The organism is Edaphobacter modestus (genome assembly GCF_004217555.1).
In the GTDB taxonomy this organism is placed as follows: domain Bacteria; phylum Acidobacteriota; class Terriglobia; order Terriglobales; family Acidobacteriaceae; genus Edaphobacter; species Edaphobacter modestus.
On sequence record NZ_SHKW01000001.1, the window covers coordinates 4,707,093 to 4,726,407 of the forward strand.

The 19,315-nt window shown below is 60.4% G+C and carries 14 protein-coding genes; 9 read left to right on the plus strand and 5 right to left on the minus strand.

What is annotated here, in order from left to right; all coding sequences use genetic code 11:
- The first annotated feature begins 39 nt into the window (after window positions 1–39).
- The 5 genes from BDD14_RS19900 to BDD14_RS19920 all read left to right on the plus strand — a co-directional run bounded on the left by BDD14_RS19900 (window position 40) and on the right by BDD14_RS19920 (window position 6,291).
- On the plus strand, window positions 40–1,308 hold the full coding sequence (locus BDD14_RS19900; protein ID WP_130420534.1) for a threonine synthase: 1,269 nt from the start codon (window positions 40–42) through the stop codon (window positions 1,306–1,308).
- 77 nt (window positions 1,309–1,385) lie between these two features.
- On the plus strand, window positions 1,386–2,177 hold the full coding sequence (locus BDD14_RS19905; RefSeq protein ID WP_130420536.1) for an MOSC domain-containing protein: 792 nt from the start codon (window positions 1,386–1,388) through the stop codon (window positions 2,175–2,177).
- A 186-nt stretch (window positions 2,178–2,363) separates the two neighbouring features.
- Window positions 2,364–3,191, plus strand: coding sequence for a sensor histidine kinase (locus BDD14_RS19910; protein ID WP_242618077.1), 828 nt, complete (start codon window positions 2,364–2,366; stop codon window positions 3,189–3,191).
- Window positions 3,192–3,255: 64 nt separating this feature from the next.
- Window positions 3,256–4,611 (plus strand): serine hydrolase, encoded by a 1,356-nt coding sequence (locus BDD14_RS19915; protein ID WP_130420538.1) that lies wholly within the window; start codon window positions 3,256–3,258, stop codon window positions 4,609–4,611.
- A 312-nt stretch (window positions 4,612–4,923) separates the two neighbouring features.
- On the plus strand, window positions 4,924–6,291 hold the full coding sequence (locus BDD14_RS19920) for an MATE family efflux transporter (RefSeq protein WP_130420540.1): 1,368 nt from the start codon (window positions 4,924–4,926) through the stop codon (window positions 6,289–6,291).
- On the opposite strand, the gene BDD14_RS19925 is transcribed toward BDD14_RS19920, so the two are convergent.
- From BDD14_RS19925 to BDD14_RS19935, 3 genes are all read right to left on the minus strand, one after another.
- Window positions 6,262–8,511, minus strand: coding sequence for an FUSC family protein (locus tag BDD14_RS19925; protein ID WP_130420542.1), 2,250 nt, complete (start codon window positions 8,509–8,511; stop codon window positions 6,262–6,264). The two genes, BDD14_RS19920 and BDD14_RS19925, sit on opposite strands and share 30 nt — an antisense overlap.
- A gap of 32 nt (window positions 8,512–8,543) precedes the next feature.
- A complete protein-coding gene (locus BDD14_RS19930) occupies window positions 8,544–9,461 on the minus strand; it encodes a DMT family transporter (protein ID WP_130420544.1) in 918 nt (305 codons plus the stop codon).
- 70 nt (window positions 9,462–9,531) lie between these two features.
- On the minus strand, window positions 9,532–11,640 hold the full coding sequence (locus BDD14_RS19935; protein ID WP_130420546.1) for a M13 family metallopeptidase: 2,109 nt from the start codon (window positions 11,638–11,640) through the stop codon (window positions 9,532–9,534).
- A 158-nt stretch (window positions 11,641–11,798) separates the two neighbouring features.
- Here BDD14_RS19935 and BDD14_RS19940 point away from each other — a divergent pair, with 158 nt between their 5' ends.
- Complete coding sequence (locus BDD14_RS19940; protein WP_130420548.1) at window positions 11,799–13,451, plus strand: hypothetical protein; 1,653 nt, start codon at window positions 11,799–11,801, stop codon at window positions 13,449–13,451.
- A 72-nt stretch (window positions 13,452–13,523) separates the two neighbouring features.
- Here the strand turns inward: BDD14_RS19940 and rpsT are convergent, their stop codons facing one another.
- A complete protein-coding gene (gene rpsT, locus BDD14_RS19945) occupies window positions 13,524–13,802 on the minus strand; it encodes a 30S ribosomal protein S20 (protein ID WP_130420550.1) in 279 nt (92 codons plus the stop codon).
- 444 nt (window positions 13,803–14,246) lie between these two features.
- Here rpsT and BDD14_RS19950 point away from each other — a divergent pair, with 444 nt between their 5' ends.
- From BDD14_RS19950 to BDD14_RS19960, 3 genes are all read left to right on the plus strand, one after another.
- Window positions 14,247–15,287 carry a PhoH family protein gene (locus tag BDD14_RS19950; RefSeq protein ID WP_130420552.1) on the plus strand — a complete coding sequence of 347 codons (1,041 nt, stop codon included), beginning with the start codon at window positions 14,247–14,249 and terminating at the stop codon, window positions 15,285–15,287.
- Window positions 15,288–15,374: 87 nt separating this feature from the next.
- On the plus strand, window positions 15,375–15,872 hold the full coding sequence (gene ybeY / locus BDD14_RS19955) for an rRNA maturation RNase YbeY (RefSeq protein ID WP_130420554.1): 498 nt from the start codon (window positions 15,375–15,377) through the stop codon (window positions 15,870–15,872).
- Entirely contained in the window at window positions 15,869–17,269 is a 1,401-nt protein-coding gene (locus BDD14_RS19960) for a hemolysin family protein (protein WP_130420556.1), read from the plus strand. Before ybeY ends, BDD14_RS19960 begins: the two co-directional genes overlap by 4 nt.
- A 98-nt stretch (window positions 17,270–17,367) precedes the next feature.
- Here the strand turns inward: BDD14_RS19960 and BDD14_RS19965 are convergent, their stop codons facing one another.
- Complete coding sequence (locus tag BDD14_RS19965) at window positions 17,368–19,122, minus strand: TIGR03118 family protein (protein WP_130420558.1); 1,755 nt, start codon at window positions 19,120–19,122, stop codon at window positions 17,368–17,370.
- Window positions 19,123–19,315: the final 193 nt, after the last annotated feature.

Here is a 19,315-nt window from a genome sequence, read left to right on the forward strand (position 1 = left end):
TCTCCTGTAACGGTCCCCGCTTCTTGTAGCATCGAAGTCATGCCCCGTATCGCCTTCCTTGAGTGCTCCCGCTGCAAGACTCGCGTCTCCGCCGAAACCCCTCAAACCCTCTGCCCCGCCTGCGCAGGCTCCCTCTACGTCCGTTACGACATGGACACCCTCAAGCGCACCGCCCGCCGCGATGACATCGCCGCGAAGGCAGCCGCCAGTCCCGCGTCCCTCGGCATGTGGCGCTACGCCGACGTCCTTCCCGACGTCGCCCCCGTCACCCTCGGCGAAGGCTGGACCCCCATGATCCACTCCAGGCGCTACCCCGGCCTCTACATCAAGGAAGAAGGCGCCAATCCCACCGGAACCTTCAAGGCCCGCGGCCTCTCGCTCGCCGTGACCATGGCAAAGCACTACGGCCTCCAGCACCTCGCCGTTCCCTCCGCAGGCAACGCCGCCGGAGCCCTCGCCGCCTACGCCGCCGCCGCCGGCCTCAGTGCCCACATCTTCATGCCCCAGGACGTCCCCTTCGCTAACTACCTCGAAGGCATCGTCTACGGAGCCGACGTCAACATGATCGACGGCCTCATCTCCGACTGCGCACGCATCGTAGGCGAAAAGATCAAAGCCCAGAAAGAAGCCAACACTCCCACCAGCGAAGTCTGGTTCGACATCTCCACCTTGAAGGAGCCCTTTCGCGTCGAGGGCAAGAAGACCATGGGCTACGAGCTCGTCGAGCAGCTGGGCTGGACCTACCCCGACGCCGTCTTCTACCCCACCGGCGGTGGCGTCGGCCTCATCGGCATGTGGAAGGCCTTCGAAGAGATGGAAGCCCTCGGCTGGGTCACCGGAAAGAGACCCAGGATGTACGCCCTCCAGGCCACCGGCTGCGCCCCTGTCGCCCGTGCCTTCGACGAGCACAAGCCTGCCAGCGAGTTCTTCCAGAACGCAGCCACCTTCGCCGCCGGGCTCCGCGTTCCCAAGCCCTACGGCGACTACATTATCCTCGACATCCTCGAGAAGTCCGGCGGCAAGGCCATCGCATCCCCCGACGAAGTCATCCTCGAAAGCATCCTCGACTACGCCCGCCACGAGGGCATCTTCCTCTCCCCCGAAGGCGCCGCCGCCACCGCAGCCTACGATCAGCTCCTCAAAACCGGCGAGCTCAAGCCCACCGACAAGGTCGTCCTCTTCAACACCGGCGCCGGACTCAAGTACACCGACATGACCGCAGAGGCCATGCACCTGCGCCGCCCCAATGAGAAGAAAGCCACACTTCCTACCAGCCTTCCCGTAGGAGGCATCATCACGCCGCAATAAAAAAGGACGCTCACTTACAAGGCTGAATACCTTCCCGCAAAAAGGTCTACAATCTCTCCTCACAAAAGGGGGCTCTTATGAAAAACGTCGGAACGGTTGAAAGCCTGTGGCGTTACCCCGTCAAAAGCATGCGTGGCCAACAGCTGGAGAGCGCCTTTGCGGGCTTCTCCGGCATCTATGGCGATCGCATCTACGCCATCCACGACGATGGCGCCCCCGCAGGATTTCCCTATCTCACCAGCCGCGAACGGGAGCACATGCTCCTCTTCCAACCTCGGTTTCGCAACGCCGACCGTGCGATGAAGCCCGACAATCAATACGAGGCAGAAGCACTCGCCCCCGGCGTCACGCCCGTCTATGCCAACCCGGACGATCTTATGGTGGATGTTCAGACACCCGATGGAACCTCCATCGCTATCGATGATCCGGATCTCCTTCATCTGTTGGGCGAGGGGCTGCGCGAACGCCATCACCTTCGCCTCATGCGCTCCGACCGCTCCCTCACCGATTGCCGCCCCGTCTCGCTTTTCTCCACCCAGACCGCAAACGGCCTCGGCGATGAATTGGGTGTGGCCCTGGACAAGCGCCGCTTCCGCGCAAATGTCTATCTGAACCTCGATGCAACCGGAGGCTTTGCCGAAGACCAGTTCGTAGGCCACTCGCTCCGCATCGGTGACAAGGTCATCCTCTCTGTGCTCGAACGCGACCCTCGCTGCAAGATGATCACTCTCGACCCGGATACGGCCGAACCTAACCCGGACATTATTAAGCGCGTCGCCCGGGCCCACGAAGGCAAAGCAGGTATCTATGCCGCAGTCCTCGTCGAAGGCACCGTTCGCACCGGAGATGAAGTCAGCCTTCTCAATTGAAGCCGGCAACAATCTCGCAGGTCACGACATTCGCATCCGGAATCGCCCACAGACCGCCTCATGACCGCCCGGTCGGATTGTTATTTGAGCGGCGATCGTGCCGAATCTGTGGCATAACGAACCCTTATGTTCTATATGCGACTATGCGTCATGACTACACAACAAAAAGCCTAGAGACGGCATCGTATGATTGCAGGCAAAACACACTGGTCTGCGGAGTTAGCCCCTCCAGCAGCGACGTCGACTGGCGTTCTCTCCAGCAGCAAGGGACTGCTTATGGGCCAATCGGCCAATTCCGAGATACAGCCGGATCTATCCGTGCTCTTTGAAACACTCAGATTGTCCGAAGAGCGTGCGTTGGCAGGTCAACTAGCCCTCGAGGTGATGCATGAGATCAGAAATCCTCTGGAAGCCCTCTCCAACCTCGCATACCTCACCATGCTGGAAGCGGACGATCCCGGCAAAGTCCGTGAGTACATGCGTCTCGCCGAGGAGCAGATGTTCCTGGTCACGCGGGTCGCCAGCCAGACACTTGGATTCGCACGACCAACGGACAAGCACCAGCCCGTGAAGCTCGTATCCGTCGCGGAAGCCGCCCTCCGCATCCACCAGCGCGCCATGCAGACAAAAAGAGTGCGCCTCATTACAGATCTCGATGCGGAGGCAACAGCACCCCTCCATCGAGGCGAGATCCTGCAGGTCATCTCAAATCTCATCGTGAATGCCGTCGACGCTCTTCAGACCGAAGGCATCCTCTATCTGCGCGTCAAAAAGTCAGGAAAAGAAGTGCAGCTGATCATCTCCGATAACGGTCACGGCATCCCCCGGGAACACAGCGAAAAGATCTTCACTCCTTTCTTTACAACCAAGCAGGGCCGCGGCTCTGGGCTCGGCCTCGCTCTGTCCAAGAGAATCATCGATCGCCATCGTGGCACCATCCGGATGCGCAGCAGCGTTCTTCCCGGAAAAAGCGGCACAACCTTCAGAATCTCTCTTCCTGCGATCACGGCTTAAAAAGCCAGTCGCACCAACTCAGCTGGTGCGAACCGATTCTGTTTCCTTTGCGTATCACTGCTTCATGCCCAGCCGATTCGCTGTAGCTGTCCTCTGCCTTGCGCCCCTCTCCAATGCGTTCGCCCAGCCTCCTGCGCCAGAACCCCTTCCGCGGATGCAGCAGATCATCCGCTCCTACACCGACGACAAGACCTTCATGGGGACCGTCCTCGTCGTCAAAAACGGCAAAGCTCTTATCGATCAGGGCTACGGATCAGCCGACCTCGAGTGGAACATCCCCAACTCCCCCGACACCAGGTTCCGCCTCGGCTCCATCACCAAGCAGTTCACCGCGGCCAGCATTCTCCTTCTGGCCGAGCGCGGCAAACTCAATATCGACGACCCCATCAGTAAGTACCTGCCCGACGCTCCCCCCGCCTGGTCGAAGGTCACCATCTACAACGTCCTCACCCACACCTCCGGTATTCCCAGCTTCACTGGCTTCCCCGACTACCGCTCCACCGAGTGGAAGGACACCACTCCCACCGAGCTCGTCGCCCGCTTCCGCGACAAGCCCCTCGACTTCGAGCCCGGCACAAAATTCTCCTACTCGAACTCCGGTTACGTCCTCCTCGGCTATCTCATCGAGAAGGTCTCCGGCCAGACCTACGCCGAATTCCTCCAGCAGAACATCTTCACCCCGCTCGCGATGACCTCCACTGGCATCGACTCCAACGCCGCCATCCTGCCCCAGCGCGCCCAGGGCTATCGCCGCTCGCCGCGCGGCATCGAGCACGACGGCTACATCAGCATGACCATCCCCTTCTCCGCCGGTGCTCTCTACTCCACCACCGGCGACCTTCTCAAGTGGGAGCAGGGCCTCTTCGGCGGGAAGATCCTCAAGCCCGAGTCTCTGACGAAGATGACCACGCCCTTCAAGGACGGCTACGGGTGCGGAATCTTCATCCGGACCAGGGACAGCCATAAGGTCATCACTCACGGCGGCGGCATCGAAGGCTTCAATACCTCGCTCAACTTCTACCCCGACGACAAACTCACCGTCATCGTCCTCGGCAACCTCACCGGAGGCGCACCCGACCAGATCGCCGCCAGCCTCGGCAAGGTCGCCCTCGGCCAGCCCGTTGTCCTGCCCTCTGAGCGCAAGGCAATCACCGTCTCCCCTGAGATCCTCTCCCAGTACGTCGGCACCTATCGCATGACCGACGCCCCCATCGACTACGTCATCGCCCTCGAAGACGGCCATCTGACCGGCAAACTCGGCAAGCAGCCCGCACTCGAAATCTTCGCCGAGTCCGAAACGAAGTTCTTCCTCAAGGTCGTAGACGCCGAGATTGAGTTCTTCCGCGATCCCGCCACCCACGCCATCAACCGCCTCATCCTGTACCAGGGCGACGCGCAGCACGAGGGCAAAAAGCAGTAGATCGGCCCGCCAGGAAAAAACTGCGCCGCAGTCGTATCCCAATCGCCCATGACTATGCCCTGTCAAGCCGCTACGTCACTTATATAGCTAATAAAAAAGCACTTAGCAGGTGCCGATTCTGTCCCTCGGCGACGCTATAATGAAAGCAGCGGACAAAGCCCCGGCCATCCGGGGCTTTTCTGTCTTTCCCGTCCGGAGAGCGCCCGAGCCCTCCCTCTGACGGACGGCCCATGGATCGTAACCGGAGGGAAGTACCCGGCTAAGATCCATATTTCCAAGATTTTGCGCAAAAGATAGGGGAGGGGACGCACCATGACGTCGATTCGCCAGCAGATCCGGCCCGTGCTGGTCCTCGCTCTCCCCCTCATCGCAGCCGAGCTCGGCTGGATGTCGATGGGCATCGTCGACACCATCATGGTCGGCCACATGCAGAATCCGGCGATCAATATCGCCTCGGCGGCTCTCGGCCAGGTGCTCTACAACACCCTGGCCTTCGGCATCGCCGGCGTCCTGCTCTCGCTCGACACCTTCCTCTCGCAATCGCACGGTGCCGGACGCTACGACGAGGCCAACCGCTGGCTTTATCACGGCCTCATCCTCGCCGCTGCCCTCGCAGCTTTGCTCTTCGTCCTCATCGAGCTCGCCCCACTCCTGATGGTCCGAATGCCCATCAATGCAGCCGTCCTCGCCGGAGCCGTGAGCTTCCTCCATTCGCTCAACTGGGGAACGCCGACGCTCTTCCTCTACTTCACCCTGCGCCGCTACCTGCAGGCCTTCAACCACGTCCGTCCCATTGCCTTCGCCCTGGTCACCGCGAACCTCTGCAACGTCCTCGGCAACTGGTTCTTGATCTACGGACATCAGTGGGGAGCGATCAAAATCCCGGCGCTGGGCATCGTTGGCTCAGGTCTGGCGACCTCGCTCTCGCGCACCTATCTCGCACTCTTCCTTCTCGCCGCGATCTGGCACGTCGAGCACAAGCACAACTACGGCCTGCGCTCCATGCTCCGCCACATCGAGACCTCCCGCCTCAAACGACTCACCCTGCTCGGCGCCCCCGCCGGAGCACAGATCTTCGTCGAGATCGCCATCTTCGGCACCGTGACCTTCCTCATCGGAACCATGGGACCTCTTCCTCTTGCCGGGCACGAGATCGCACTGAACTGCGCCAGCTTCACCTTCATGGTGCCCTTCGCCATCTCGGCCGCCGCCGCCGTGCGCGTCGGCCAGGCCATCGGCCGCGGAGCGCCTCGCGAGGCTGCTGCGGCCGGCTGGGCTTCTATTCTTTTCGGGGCGGCCTGCATGGCCACGTTCTCAATCATCCTGGGAGTGTTCGCCCACCCTATCGCCCGTGCCTTCACCCCGGACCGGGCCGTGATCGCCGCGACTGTTCCTCTGCTTTTTGTGGCCGCAGCTTTTCAGTTCTTCGACGGCCTTCAGATCACTGCCACGGGTGCTCTGCGCGGCGCGGGGAACACGCATGCCGGACTTATCGTCCAGATTATCGGCTATTGGATCATCGGCCTTCCTGTCGGCACCTGGCTGGGCTTCCACCTTCATTGGGGTGCGGTCGGCCTATGGATCGGTCTATGCGCCGGCCTGATCGTCGCTGGAGTCGCTCTCACCGCAGTCTGGAGCCGCACGACTCGCTCACTGGCGGAGAAGAGCCTGGTCTCCTGACAGAGATCCCTTCTGCTCCGCAAGCGCAATTGCCGACCGTTCAAGCACTCCGGCCTGTCGCTCCAGACGTCGCAGTTGATGTTCTGCGGGGCTCTCCTCTCCCGCAGTCTCCATCAATTTCGGCATCGCATCTGAGCCTGCCGCACCGGCGATGGCTGGGATCGTGGTGAAGACATCCTGCTCCTTGAGCGGTTGCATCCCGCGCCCGAGCGCGTCCATTCGAGCGGCGATATTTTCTGCGCGTGTCCGGCAATCTCGGTCACCTCGCCCGACCGCCGCCAGCGTGGTTACGGCCCGAGTCATGCGGCGAAGGTAGGTCACAAACGTAAGTGCCTCCTCCCAGCCCTCTCCGCGAGCCAGCGGCACATTCGGCTCCAGCATGATGCGATCCAAGGCCTCTTCGGCATCGTTGATTGCCAGCCCGCAGGCCCGTCGCGCCGGAGCAAGCAGACTCCGGTCGGCGGCAATCCTGTCGTTATCGGAAGCCGCGCTTTCGAGGGCGGTCCAGAAGCTGAGCATGGCACGAACGTAGGCGGCGTCGGCCAGAGCGCCACGCTCCAGCAACCGTTTCAGTTCGACCTTTTCCCGTTCAGGCCACAGCAGCCGCATGGCCAGCACGGCGACCCCCGCGCCGAGCAGAGTGGTACCCATGCGAATCCCGGCGAAGTGCCAGTCCCGAAGGTGAGGCAGGCTGAGCAGAACAAAGGTCGGCGTAAGGAAAAACGCATACCAGGCATAGTCGATCGCATAGGTCGCCAGCGTGAGGATGCTGGTTGCTGTAATCACGACGATCAGCCCTTCCTGGCTATGAACGGCCGCAGCAAAGACTGCGGCCAGCACGCCTCCGGCGATTGTGCCAACGACTCGTTGCACACCCCGCCGCACGGTGCCGGAGCCCGTAGGCTGCAGCACAATGATGGAGGTCATCCCCAGCCAGGCGCCGTGGCTGATGTGGACCATCCTTAACAGCAGGACGTCCGCAGCCCCGACGACCAACATGCGCAGCGCGTGGCGCATCATCATCGAGCCTGATGTCCAGTTCGCCCTGGCAGCGTCGATCATGGCGCGCCATCCGGTGCCGGAGATTGTCTCTGCCGAGCGGGAGAGCAGCGATTGCCTTGTTGGGTGAGGACCTGCCTGGGAGGTGTTATGTTCTACTCCGCTCCACAGTGCCCAGAGTGCTTCGAAGGCCGCTTCGACATTCAACAGCGCATCCCGCTCATCCCGAGCGAGGTGCGCGATCAACGGATTGCTCGACCCGTCCAGCCCGTGGATCGCAGCCTCGCGTTTCTGAAGATGTTCGATGGAATGCGAGCCTTCGGGAGCAAACGACGAGCCGCCATCCGCCGGCCGTTGTGCGAGCGCCTCGGCGATGACACGTTCGGCACCTGCGAGCCAGCGCAACGCATCCGATATGGCCTGTTGCGATTCGGCATCGTCTGTCGATTCGAGCAATTCGGTCCATCGAATCGTTCCCGCGAAGAGGACGTCGGCGGTTTCGAGAAGCACGGTCAGGGAGCGCGCTCGCAGAGTCCGAGCGGTGAGGCGTGCGCCGGTCGTCCCGATAGCCGCCCGCGCAGTCTCCATGCCGAGGCGCATCCTGCGCTGCAGCTCGTGCATGCGATGTCTTTCGGTCTGTCGCTCGGCGCTGTTAGGCGAAGTGATCCGTACCTGTGAGGTAAAGTCGGCGAGCATCGCAAAACACTCCGCTACGCCTCTTCTAGCGGGGCGGAAGGGGTCCAAAGGCCAGAGAAAGAGGCTGAGTGCTGCAGCCCACAGGCCGCCGAGGATGTATGAGAGTGCATTGCCAAGCGCTGCTGGAAGTGTGTGGGTCTCTCCACCGTACCCAGCGAAGTAGAGCACCAGAATGATGACCGAGGTGGATGCGAGCGGATTGGAGAGGACACGTGCGAAGGTGATGGCGAAACAGAAGCCGGCCGTCACCAGCACTGCCAGCCATAGCGGATTTGCCGCGAGCGATCCGGCAATGCATGTGATGGCCCCGCCGATGAGGACGGTGAGCATTGTGGTCAGCCGACTTCGGTAGGGCCCGCCATTATCGACCAGGATGGTCTCGAATCCACCCAGTGCGGCCCATCCCATGGGCTTGCCGAGATAACGGCAGACGAGCATTGCCGCCAGCACGGCGGCTCCGGCGCGGATGCCCCTCTTCCAGTGCAGACGTCGCAGTGCAGCGACCCATTGAGCGAGCAAGCGCATGTAAAGAAAGTTTAGCCCGGCTAAAGTCAGCGTCAGCCTGCCGGCTGGTGTTCCGGCACGTGAGCCTTGGAACGAGTCGTCAACGTGATCGCTGCAACGAAGATCAGGCAGCCTCCCATCCACGCGGTGGGGCCCAGATGCTCACCGAGTACGAAGACACCGAGCAGGCTGCCCATGAGTGGCTCCATGTTGAGCAGAACCCCGGCCTCCGATGCCGGAACCTGGGTCATGCCCCAGTTCCACAGCAGGGTCGTGGTGGCCGTGCACAACACGCCGCTGGCCGCCAGTGCGAGCCACGCCTTCATGGAGACGTGCGCCATCGGAGGCATTCCATAGCGAAGCGGAACCCAGAGCAGCAGCATCAACGTGCCCAGCAGCAGGCCATACGCGGTGACAACGATGGGGGAGTGGCGATCCATCAGTCGCTTGTTGAGCAGGATCCAGAAGAGCGCGATGGCGAGCGAGAGGACGACCAGAAGATCTCCCGTCAAGGAGGGTTGTCCCGCTCCTCTGGCATGCCGTCCCAGCGCGATCAGGGCAGCTCCGGCCGTCGAGCCGGCAAGCGCAAACCAGCCGGTCGCATCCAGCCGTTCGTGAGCGAAGAGCGTGGCTCCCACGGCCAGGATCACCGGCATGGTTCCCACCATCAGGGCTGCGTGAGAGACCGTAGTCAATGACAAGCCATAAAACTGAATGAGGAACTGGACCGGGACACCAAGGAAGGACGCAAGCGCCAACGTGCCCCATTCTTTGCCGTTCAGGCCCGGTCGATGCGTTACCAGGAGAGGCAGCAGGACAATCATGGCGAACAGGAAGCGGTAGAGCACCATGTGGGCGAAGGACATTTCGGCAAGAGCAATCTTGCCGAAGAAGAAGCCGCAGCCCCAGAAGGAGCTCGCCAGCGCGCAGGAGAGGAAGCCCATGGCGCGATGCTTGGGAATGACTGGCATATCTCCACTGTCGCACAAAACGAGAGGGGCGCAGCCGCAGCCGCGCCCCTCTGCTGTCATTCGGTGTCAGCTACCAAACGCGGCAGCTATTAACGGGAACCATGGGTGTGCCTTTTTTGCATCCGAAGGCGGAGGCAAAGCCGGGTTGGTTGACGATGGCCCCGTTTGCGCGGAAGTGATCGGGCGAGTGCGGATCGGTCAGCACCTGCTGGCGAATCACCTCGGGTCGCGCGTTTTCGCACCAGTTCTGCGCATAGGCGATGTAGAAGCGCTGCGGAGCCGTATAGCCATTAACCTTTGCATTCAGATCCACCTTGTTGGTCTTCGCTCGATCGAGGTAGGCGAGATAAGCCAGCACGAGGCCACCGTTATCGGCGGTGTTTTCGCCAAGGGTCAATTTGCCGTTGACCTTGACGTCGTCCACGGCGGTAAAGTCGCCGTACTCATTTACAAGGCAGTCGGTGCGCGTCTCAAACTTCTTCGCGTCTTCGGGGGTCCACCAGTCGGTCATGTTGCCCTTGGCGTCGAACTTGCGGCCCTGGTCGTCGAAGCCGTGAGTCAGCTCATGACCGATGACCGCGCCGATATGGCCGTAATTCACCGCATCGTCCTGCTTCTGGTCATAAAAGGCTGGTTGCAGGATTCCGGCAGGGAAGTTGATGTCGTTCATGCTTGGATCGTAGTAGGCGTTGACGGTTGGCGGCGTCATGCCCCACTCGTTGTGATCGACGGGCTGCCCGATCTTGTTGAGCTGACGATCATTCTCGAAGGCCGTGCCGCGGAACTTATTGCCAAGCGCATCGTCGGGCTTGACCTCCAGCTTCGTATAGTCGCGCCACTTGTCCGGGTAGCCGATCTTGTTGGCGATTCCATGCAGCTTTTCTTTGGCCCGAACCTTAGTCGGCGCGGACATCCAATCGAGCTGATCGATGTCACGAGCCATCGCACTTTCGATGTCATGAACCATCTCCAGCATCTTGGCTTTGCTGTCTCCGGCGAAGTACTGCTCGACATAGACCTGGCCTAACGCCTCGCCCAGCGCTCCATTCACCGCGTTCGAGCAGCGTTTCCAGCGGGCGCTTTGCTCAGGCTGGCCGGTGAGGATCCGTCCATAGAAGTCGAAGTTTTCGTCGTCGAAGCGCTTCGGCAGGCGGTTGGCTGCCCCGGTCAACAGGTGATAGCGCATGTACGCCTTCAGGGTGTCGAGGTCGGTGTTTCTCAGCGCTGTCATCATCGCCCGTGTGAACTCCGGGTTCGCGTTGTTGATCTCGGTGATCTCGGGCGAGTGGATCGCCTTGCGGAATTCGTCAAAGGACGGGCCGTCGACTGCCTCGGTGAAGGTCGCGAGCGGCTGCAGATGATAGATCTTTTCCGGATCGCGGCGCTCCGTAATCGGCATGGAGGCCTTCGCCAGCGTCGTCTCAAAGGCCATGAGGGCATCAGCGTCTTTTTTGGCCTTCTCGGCTGGCGTTCCCGCCAGCGTCAGCATCTTCGCGATGTGCTCGACATACTGCTTGCGAACGGTCTCGTCCTTCGCTCCGGGGCGAAGGTAGTAGTCGCGCTCGGGAAGCCCCAGGCCTGCCTGATCGAAGTAGGCGATCTGCTTGCTTGCATCTTTGAAATCCTGCTGCTCGCCATAACTGAAGAAAACGTCGATCCCGTTCCGCTGTAGTTTGCCGATCAGGGGAGCAAGGTCCTCGATGGAGTTGATTACGTTGATCTCATCCAGCAGCGGCTGCAGGGGAGCGAGGCCTGTGGCTTCGACCGCGTCCGTATCCATGCAGCTTTTGTAGTAATCGCCTATCTTCTGCTCGTTGGGGGTGCGGCTGGGGCCTCCGGCAGCGGCCTTGGTGAGGATTCCGTTCAACGATTGGGTATTGACGTTGTAAAGAGCGTAGAACTGGTCGACCTCGGGCTGGTCGGAGGGAATGGGATGGTTGGCGGCGAACTTGCCGCAGGCGAACTTGTAGAAGTCCGAGCAGGGGTCGGTCGAAGGATCGAGAGATGCGGCATCGAAGCCCGGAATCGGCTTATAGACCTCGGCAGGCTTGGTGGTTTTGTCGTCCGTAGTCTTTGCCGATTGGGTCTGAGCTCCGGCTGCCGCGGTTAGCAGGACCAGTGCCACACTGAAAACCAGCTGTCCTCTCAAGCGGGGCTGCGTCAATCTCCGTATCGTCATTGTCCGTTCCTTACTATTCCCTTTGGATTCTTCATCCTTTGTATCATCGGCACCGAAGTGGCCTATAGAAGCGCGAGCATCCGCTTTTCATTGGCGGGTGACACTCGTCTGTGAAACAGTAGTAGCGAATCTTTCTTCGGGGATACGCGTTACCTGTCATGCCGGTTCCTTGCATCATCCTCGCGAGTCTTCGGTTTCGCAAGACACCGAGCTGTGTGCTGCTCGCAGTAATGCTCGTTTTTGTGACGAACTGCGGGCTTGCGAAGGGGCCGGAGCCCGCGAAGCGCATCCCGCTGGCTCCTCTCGGCTTCCAGACGCCTCTGACGCAGTTCATGCTGGCAGGCAGCTCGATGCTCACCGTCGATTTTGTCGACCCCCACCACCTGTTGTTGACCTACAGCGCGAAGCGCCTGTTGAAGCGGTTGCCGGAGTGTCCGGCGTCGGATCAGGATCGCGTTGTGGAGGCGGTGCTTGTGGACGTGCCCTCGGGCAGGACATTGGCGCGGACCTCGTGGCGAACCCATGATCACGGCCAGTATCTCTGGAACCTCGGACGAGGCCGCTTCCTGTTGCGAATCCGCGATACACTTTCCACCTTCGCTCCCCTGGTCAATCTTGCTTCGGGCGATACATTTCGCCAGCGTCCGTTCCTTCGAACGGATCGGAGGATTGGGGGAGTTCTGTTGTCTCCAGATGCGGATCTCATGATTCTCGAGACGATGGATCCGCCGCGACCTCAAAGTGTTGCAGGCGACGAAGCAAAAGGGCAGGAGACTCCGGTCCAGATTGATTTCCTCCGCCTCGTCAGTCTGGGCGGCGATGAGATGGATGCGCGGCACGGGGGGGGCCTGCGCTCCCGGGTTCCGGGACGGATTCCCGCAAACTCCGCCGGCTACATCGCAATCCTCGATCAGGGCCAGCAGCATTGGGGCTTTGATTTTCGAAGCTACGGAGGAAAGGTAAAGGAACTGGCGAGTTTCGATTCAACCTGTCGGCCATCGCCCATGCTGGTAAGCCGCAGTGAATTTATCGCTTTCGGATGCCATTTGAGCCATACCCCGCAGATTGTCGCTGCCTTCAATATGCGCGGCGAGGCGATGTGGGAACAGAACATGACCGAAAGCTACATCTCCCCAATGTTTTCCTATGCTCCGGGCAGCGGGCGCTTTGCCTTGAGCCGCATACTGACGCGCTCTTCGCTGGTCGATTCCGATTCGCTTGCGCCTGAGCTGTTTGATGGGCAGGTTGTGGTGGTGTATCAGACGGATAGCGGACGCCAGCTGCTTCGCATCGACGCCTCACCCATCGCCCGCGCAGGCCAGAATTTTGCGCTCGCCCCGGATGGCCTGAGCCTCGCGGTCGTTCGGAATGAGGCGCTGGAGGTCTACAGCCTGCCTCCGCTCACGTCCAAGGAGCGGGAAGCGGTGCAGATGGCCGAGGCGTCGGCTCCGCCGGTGGATGGTGACCCTGCGTTATTGTTGTCCTCGGGAGCGGCTGCATCGTCTTCGAATGAAGGCGATGCGCCATCTTCGAGCGCTTCGCCTTCGCCAGCGGTGCAAGGCGGTGAGGCAGGCGCGTCGGATTCTACGGTCGGACCGCCAGCGAAGCCGCCTGAACTCGCTTCGGATGCGGGGGCTACAGAGGCTCCAGCGGCCACGGAAACTGGGGAACGAAAGCAGGAGACCGGTGCTGCCAGGACGGAGACGTCACCTGCCGGGGATTCGCCTGAGCAACCGCGACGTCCGCCGACTCTCTATTCTCCAGGGGAGAGCCGTGACAACACTGCTCCGCCTCAGGAAAGGCCCAGGTGACAAAAAGAAATAGGCCAGTCTGGCCTATTTCTTGATTCTTCTCAGTGATTTCCAGTCGCCGACAACAAGTGGTTAGGCGGCTTTCGGAGCCACGACAGCCTTGACACGCGCGTTGAGGCGGGCCTTGTAACGGCTGGCGGTGTTCTTGTGGAGGATGCCCTTCTGGACGCTCTTGTCGAGCACGGAGACCGTGGCGCTGTAGGCCACGCCGAGGGTCTTGGCATCGCCCTTGGCAATGGCCTCGCGCAGCGTGCGGAGGCTTCCACGGAGCTTGCTCTTGTTGGCGCGGTTCACTGCGGTCTTGGTCTCTGTCTGACGTGTGCGCTTCAGCGACGAAATATGATTTGCCATTCTCTGAAAACTCTCTTCTGCCCGGAATCTGTCGGGAAATTTGGGATGCAGGCCTGAGGCTGGCCGGAAAACACAGCCGGACCGATCCCTGCAATCTCTAAGTTTAGAGAAGATCAGGCTCAGGGTCAACCCGAAGAAAGCCTGTTTCCGTGACGTTGAGGCGTTCCGGGGCTTCCGAACGAAAGTTCGGGACTTGTCAGTCCGGATTTTGAAATCCCCGTACTCCTGTAGATTCATGCTCTTGATAACTGATCTTGACGAGGCAAGCGGTCCGGACTACTCTGTGCGCATCTGGCACACGATTGGCAACCTTCGCCATCCCGGTCGCAACGCCTCAGCAGTCCACCCATCTTGTGCGTTTTCGCTGGCCCAACCTCACCCACATGCTGTGTATCCAATAAAGTAGTCAACCCTAGCTGTCCCTGACGGAGGTCAGACCCACCATTGATCAAACAAGCCATTGAGATCACCCCAGGTATCGAGACCCTCTATGGAACCCACGACGAAAACCTACGCCTGCTGGAAGACGGGCTGCATGTCACGATGGACCTCAGGTCCGACGCAATTCACGTAACGGGAGATGCCGAGAGTGTCGCCCGGGTGGAGCGCGTCTTCGCGGACTTTGAGGCTTTGCGAAAGGCAGGAGTAAACCTGCACAACGGCGAACTGCGTGGAATGCTCAAGATGATCGTGTCTGATCCTTCGGCCACGTTGAAGTTACTGATGGATTCCGGCAAGCAACGTTCCGCCGGCGTAAAGCGGATGGTGCAGCCTCGATCCATCAATCAGCGCCGGTACGTCGAGGCGATAGAGCAGAACGACATGGTCTTCGGCGTGGGACCTGCGGGAACGGGAAAGACGTATCTCGCGGTGGCAATGGCCGTCTCGGCGCTTCTAGCCAAGAAGGTGAGCAGGATCATCCTGGTTCGTCCGGCAGTCGAGGCGGGCGAGCGGCTGGGCTTTTTGCCGGGCTCGCTGCAGGAGAAGGTCGATCCGTATCTCCGTCCGCTTTATGACGCGCTCTACGATCTGGTCGATCCGCCCAAGGTCGACAAGATGCTGGAGACAAATGTCATTGAGGTTGCTCCGCTTGCCTTTATGCGCGGGCGAACCCTGAACGATGCCTTCGTAATCATGGACGAGGCGCAGAACACCACGACCGAGCAGATGAAGATGTTCGTCACCCGTCTTGGCAATAATTCGAAGGCGGTCATCACCGGCGATCTTACGCAAACCGATCTTCCCAACCCGAAGAAGTCCGGCTTGCTGGAGGCGTTGCATGTCCTTGATGGGGTCGAAGGAATTCGCTTCTGCCACTTCGAGGATACCGATGTTGTGCGTCATCACCTGGTGCAGAGGATCGTGAGGGCCTACGACAGCTACAGCCGCGCTCAGCAGGAGCTTCCGCTCTCGATGAGCGAATCGGTCCTCTCAGAGCCGGCGATGAGGGCCGATAAAAGCAAGCACGCAGCCAAGCCGCAGTAAAGCAGTGAGATACTATCGTCAGCAGGGAGCGCGTAGAGTCAGGCGCTGCTTCCTGCTGACGTTGTATTTTGCGCCGACCCCCAAACGATGATCACCATCGAGCCTCCAAGTACAGGTTCCAATTCGCCGCCACTAGCTAAATCCGGACTTACGCGTTTTCTCCGCCGTGCGCGGGAAGCAGTTGGCCTGAAAGGCGAGGTCGATGTCCTGCTGACCTCCGACCAGGAACTCCGCCGGTTGAACCGGACCTTTCGTGGCAAGAACAAACCGACCGATGTCCTCAGTTTTCCTGCTCCGGAGGAGATCGCGGACGAACATGCAGGCGATCTTGCCATCTCGCTGGACACCGCTGCACAGCAGGCGGAAAATTTTGGACACTCGCTCGGCCAGGAGGTTCGCATCCTGCTGCTTCACGGTTTGCTGCATCTGGCGGGAATGGACCACGAGGTCGATTCGGGTGAGATGGCGGCGCGCGAAGCGGAGCTGAGGCGGGAGCTGAAGCTTCCGGTCACATTGATCGAACGGGTCTCGCGGTCTCCGTCCATTGCGCGAACCCCGAGAGCGGCAGGGAGACGCGGCCAATGAACTGGATCAATGTGGTTTATGCCCTCGCCCTCGCGCTGCTGCTTTCCGTACTGGCGCTTGCATCCTATATCGATCGCGTTTACTCGGAGATGGGTAAATTTCTGGCCCGCGAGTACCAGGACAACGTCGATTCGTGGGAGCAGACGATCGAGCCTCGCCTGCGGCTGGGCCGTGAGTCCATTGCGCTTTCGGCTTCGGTGCTCCGGCAGTTGTCGCTGGCGGCGATGTCCTTGTTCTGGGGACTTCATCTTTATCAGGTAACCAGTGGACTGGTCGAGATTCCCAGCGGAGGAGCGGTCGCGCGCGCGATAGCGGAGCTGATCCTGCTGATCCTCGTCTTTGACCGCCTGGTTCCGCAGGTCCTCTTCACGCGGACGCGGGGCCTTTGGATCCGACGGATCACACTGCTGCTGCAGGTGTTCTTCTACCTCATTCTGCCGGTCACGATCGTGTTGCAGCTGCTGCTTTCCATTGCGGCCCTCGCTGAGCCGGAAGACGAGGCCGTGGATGAGCGGCCATCCGAGGCGATGGAGGCTCTACTCGAAGCCGGCGAGGAAGAGGGCATTCTTGAAGAGTCCGACCGTGAGCTTGTACGCTCGGTGGTCGAATTCGGCGACAAAGTGGTGCGCGAGGTGATGACACCGCGGCCTGAGATCTTCGCGGTCCCGGGCACGCTGACGCTGCGGGAATTTACCGCGGAGATCAACGAACACGCGTTCTCGCGGGTCCCGGTGTACTCCGATTCACTCGATCACATCACCGGAATTGCATTTGCGCACGATCTGCTGAAAGTACTGGATATTGAGGCGGGGACGCGGACAGTAGCGCAGATTCAGCGGCCCGCCGCCTTCGTGCCGGAGACCAAGATGGTTGCAGAGCTGCTGGGCGAGATGCAGCGCGAGAAGCAGCACATGCGCATCGTGATCGATGAGTATGGAGGAGTCGCTGGCCTGGTTACGATCGAAGATCTGCTCGAAGCCATCGTCGGCGATATTGCCGACGAGCATGATGAGCCGGAGCCGGATGCCGCGCCAGTGCGCGAGCCGGATGGATCCTATATCGTGCCCGGCAGCTTCGAGGTCTCCCGGCTTCGGGAGCTGTTCGCGGATCAGATTGAAAAGGCCTCGACCCGTCCGGCCGAGGACGGAGAGAGCTCTGAGGAGACGGAGACCGGAGAAGAAGAGAGAGAACGCTCTTTGCTGTCGGAGCAGTATGAGTCCACGACTCTGGGTGGACTCGTTTCTGAGATGGCTGGGCGGATTCCTGCTCCGGGAGAGATCGTGGAAGAAGATGGGTTGCGTATGCAGGTGCTGGCCTCAACGGACCGTAGAGTCGATCGTCTTCGGGTGAGCCTGACGACTCCTGGGCTGGCTCTCTCTGATCAATCTTCGGAATAACCTCTTTGTAATTCGAGTCCTTCGAAACCGTTCGAAACAAGGAACAGCCGCTCGGTAGGAACCGGCGGCTGTTTCCTTGTCTATGCAGGAGCTGCTGTCTAGTTTGTTGTAAGGCTGACTGAGACGCTGTGGGTGAGCGTGCCGGAGGTTGCGGTAATGGTGATCTGTGAGGCTGCAGGGGGGGTGGGAGTGCTCGGCGGAGGAGTCGTCGGTGGGGTTGGCGGAGCGGGTGCTGCTGCTGCAGGCGTAGCGCTCATTCCTCCGTTGCAGCCTGCGATCACACCGATCGTCAGAATGCACAGAACCGCGAGAAGCGGAACTCTGTGCGATCCGAATCTTTTGCGAATGCCGGCAAATCCAAAGAGTCCCAGCGGAAGCAGTCCGGCGAGCGCAGCCCCTCCATACCGGTGCAGATGTGCAACGTAGGGGTTCGTCGGGGGTGGTGGTGTTGGAGCGGTCGGAGGTGCGGGAGTGGCTGCGGCTCCCGTCGCGATGGAGACGCCCACCATAGCAGGAGTCGTGCCCGAGATGTTGGCCGATGGCGGGTTGAAGGTGCAGGCCGCGCCGGAGGGCAGGCCAGAGCAGGCGAGGCTTACGGTTCCGCTGAAGCCATCGGATCCAGCAATGCTGACCGAGAGATTGCCAACCTGACCGTTGGTGACGGTAAGGCTTGAGGCCGAAGGCGTAATGGTAAAGTCGCCGGCGCTGGCCGGAGTCGCGACCGAGATAGAGCCGAAGAGGCCTCCCTTCTCGTTATTGATTCCAGCGGCGAAGTAGAGTGTGTTGGGATCGCCGGCGGTTGCAGGAGTACCGATGGTGTTGCCGACGCCGAAGACGATCTCCCAAAGACCGGGGTTCGCAATCGGCGCGCCCGTAGAGTCGGTGACCTGGCCCTTCAGCGCGAAGCTGGTGGGATCATAGGCATTGATGACGCCGTCACCAAAGTTGGCAACAAGCAGGGATCCACCTAGCGAGCCAAAGCCGGAAGGTGCCATCGCCATGCCCCAGGGCGCATTGAGATTGCCCTGACTGATGGCACGTTTTACGAAATTGCCGTTGAGGTCGAAGACATCCACGTAGCCAAGGCCGGCGCCAACATTCTCCAGTCCCTGGTCGTTGATCTGGGCATAAGTGACATACACATTGCTACCAAGGGTGTGGATGCCGAAGGGGGCGAAACCGGAAGGCAGGTTGGGATCGGAGAAGTTTCCGGCCAGATGCGCCGGTGCAAAGCTGCTGTCGAAGACATCGACCGTGCCGGCGGCAAAGTTGGCAGCGAAAAGGAATGTGCCGGTAGTATTTTTTGCGACGGCGATGTCGGTGTAAACGGCCTTCGCCGAAGAATTATTGATGACTGTGACGGCTTGAGGCGTATTGGTGTTCCATGCAGCGATACTGCCATCGAGGTTGCCGAACAGGAAGTTTGCGGAGCCGCTGCTGGGAATGTTGAAGACGCTGCTGTCCGAGTTGAAGACGGTGCCTGCGGGAACTCCGTGCGGTTCGGCAGCGCTGGCCGGAGGAATGGTGACGGCGAAGGCTTTGTTGCCGCTGGCGTCGTCGACAAGAGAGAAACCGGTGCCGGCGGTGTCGATCCAGAACTCCTGTCCGATCGAGACTCCCCAGGGGTTGATGAGGGTCGGATCGGTCTTCTGCGCGGGAACGGAGCCGTCTGAGATGAGGTTTTTCTGAACGTAGGAGCTGGTCTGCCCTGAAGCTGTTGCGGGAAGGAAAACTACGGCAAGAGTGGCAAGCAGAGATACAGATGTAACGCAGGTCGCAAACGGAAACGACAGTGACCGCGATGAGCGTCGGCGATCTCTATGCGAGAGACGCGGGCCCTTTGGATTCGACATGATGGAAGCTCCGGAATTGCGGTTGCACATCAAAGCCCTGTAGACAGCGATTTAGGCCTTAACCACAATGAAATGAAGCCTACGCAGCACCTTCCGCGCAGTTGTCATGCCGGTATCTTGCTCAGGTCGTTTGGTTTTCGCGATTTGGTCTGTGTGTTGTCAATTTGCAGGGGTTCAGGGCATCGCCTGTTTC

What these genes read in the sequence shown, in the direction of transcription:
- BDD14_RS19900 (WP_130420534.1), top strand. Translation starts at nt 40, where the DNA reads ATGCCCCGTATCGCCTTCCTTGAGTGCTCCCGCTGCAAGACTCGCGTC.
- BDD14_RS19905 (WP_130420536.1), top strand. Translation starts at nt 1,386, where the DNA reads ATGAAAAACGTCGGAACGGTTGAAAGCCTGTGGCGTTACCCCGTCAAA.
- BDD14_RS19910 (WP_242618077.1), top strand. Translation starts at nt 2,364, where the DNA reads ATGATTGCAGGCAAAACACACTGGTCTGCGGAGTTAGCCCCTCCAGCA.
- BDD14_RS19915 (WP_130420538.1), top strand. Translation starts at nt 3,256, where the DNA reads ATGCCCAGCCGATTCGCTGTAGCTGTCCTCTGCCTTGCGCCCCTCTCC.
- BDD14_RS19920 (WP_130420540.1), top strand. Translation starts at nt 4,924, where the DNA reads ATGACGTCGATTCGCCAGCAGATCCGGCCCGTGCTGGTCCTCGCTCTC.
- BDD14_RS19925 (WP_130420542.1), bottom strand. Translation starts at nt 8,511, where the DNA reads ATGCGCTTGCTCGCTCAATGGGTCGCTGCACTGCGACGTCTGCACTGG.
- BDD14_RS19930 (WP_130420544.1), bottom strand. Translation starts at nt 9,461, where the DNA reads ATGCCAGTCATTCCCAAGCATCGCGCCATGGGCTTCCTCTCCTGCGCG.
- BDD14_RS19935 (WP_130420546.1), bottom strand. Translation starts at nt 11,640, where the DNA reads ATGACGATACGGAGATTGACGCAGCCCCGCTTGAGAGGACAGCTGGTT.
- BDD14_RS19940 (WP_130420548.1), top strand. Translation starts at nt 11,799, where the DNA reads ATGCCGGTTCCTTGCATCATCCTCGCGAGTCTTCGGTTTCGCAAGACA.
- rpsT (WP_130420550.1), bottom strand. Translation starts at nt 13,802, where the DNA reads ATGGCAAATCATATTTCGTCGCTGAAGCGCACACGTCAGACAGAGACC.
- ybeY (WP_130420554.1), top strand. Translation starts at nt 15,375, where the DNA reads ATGATCACCATCGAGCCTCCAAGTACAGGTTCCAATTCGCCGCCACTA.
- BDD14_RS19960 (WP_130420556.1), top strand. Translation starts at nt 15,869, where the DNA reads ATGAACTGGATCAATGTGGTTTATGCCCTCGCCCTCGCGCTGCTGCTT.
- BDD14_RS19965 (WP_130420558.1), bottom strand. Translation starts at nt 19,122, where the DNA reads ATGTCGAATCCAAAGGGCCCGCGTCTCTCGCATAGAGATCGCCGACGC.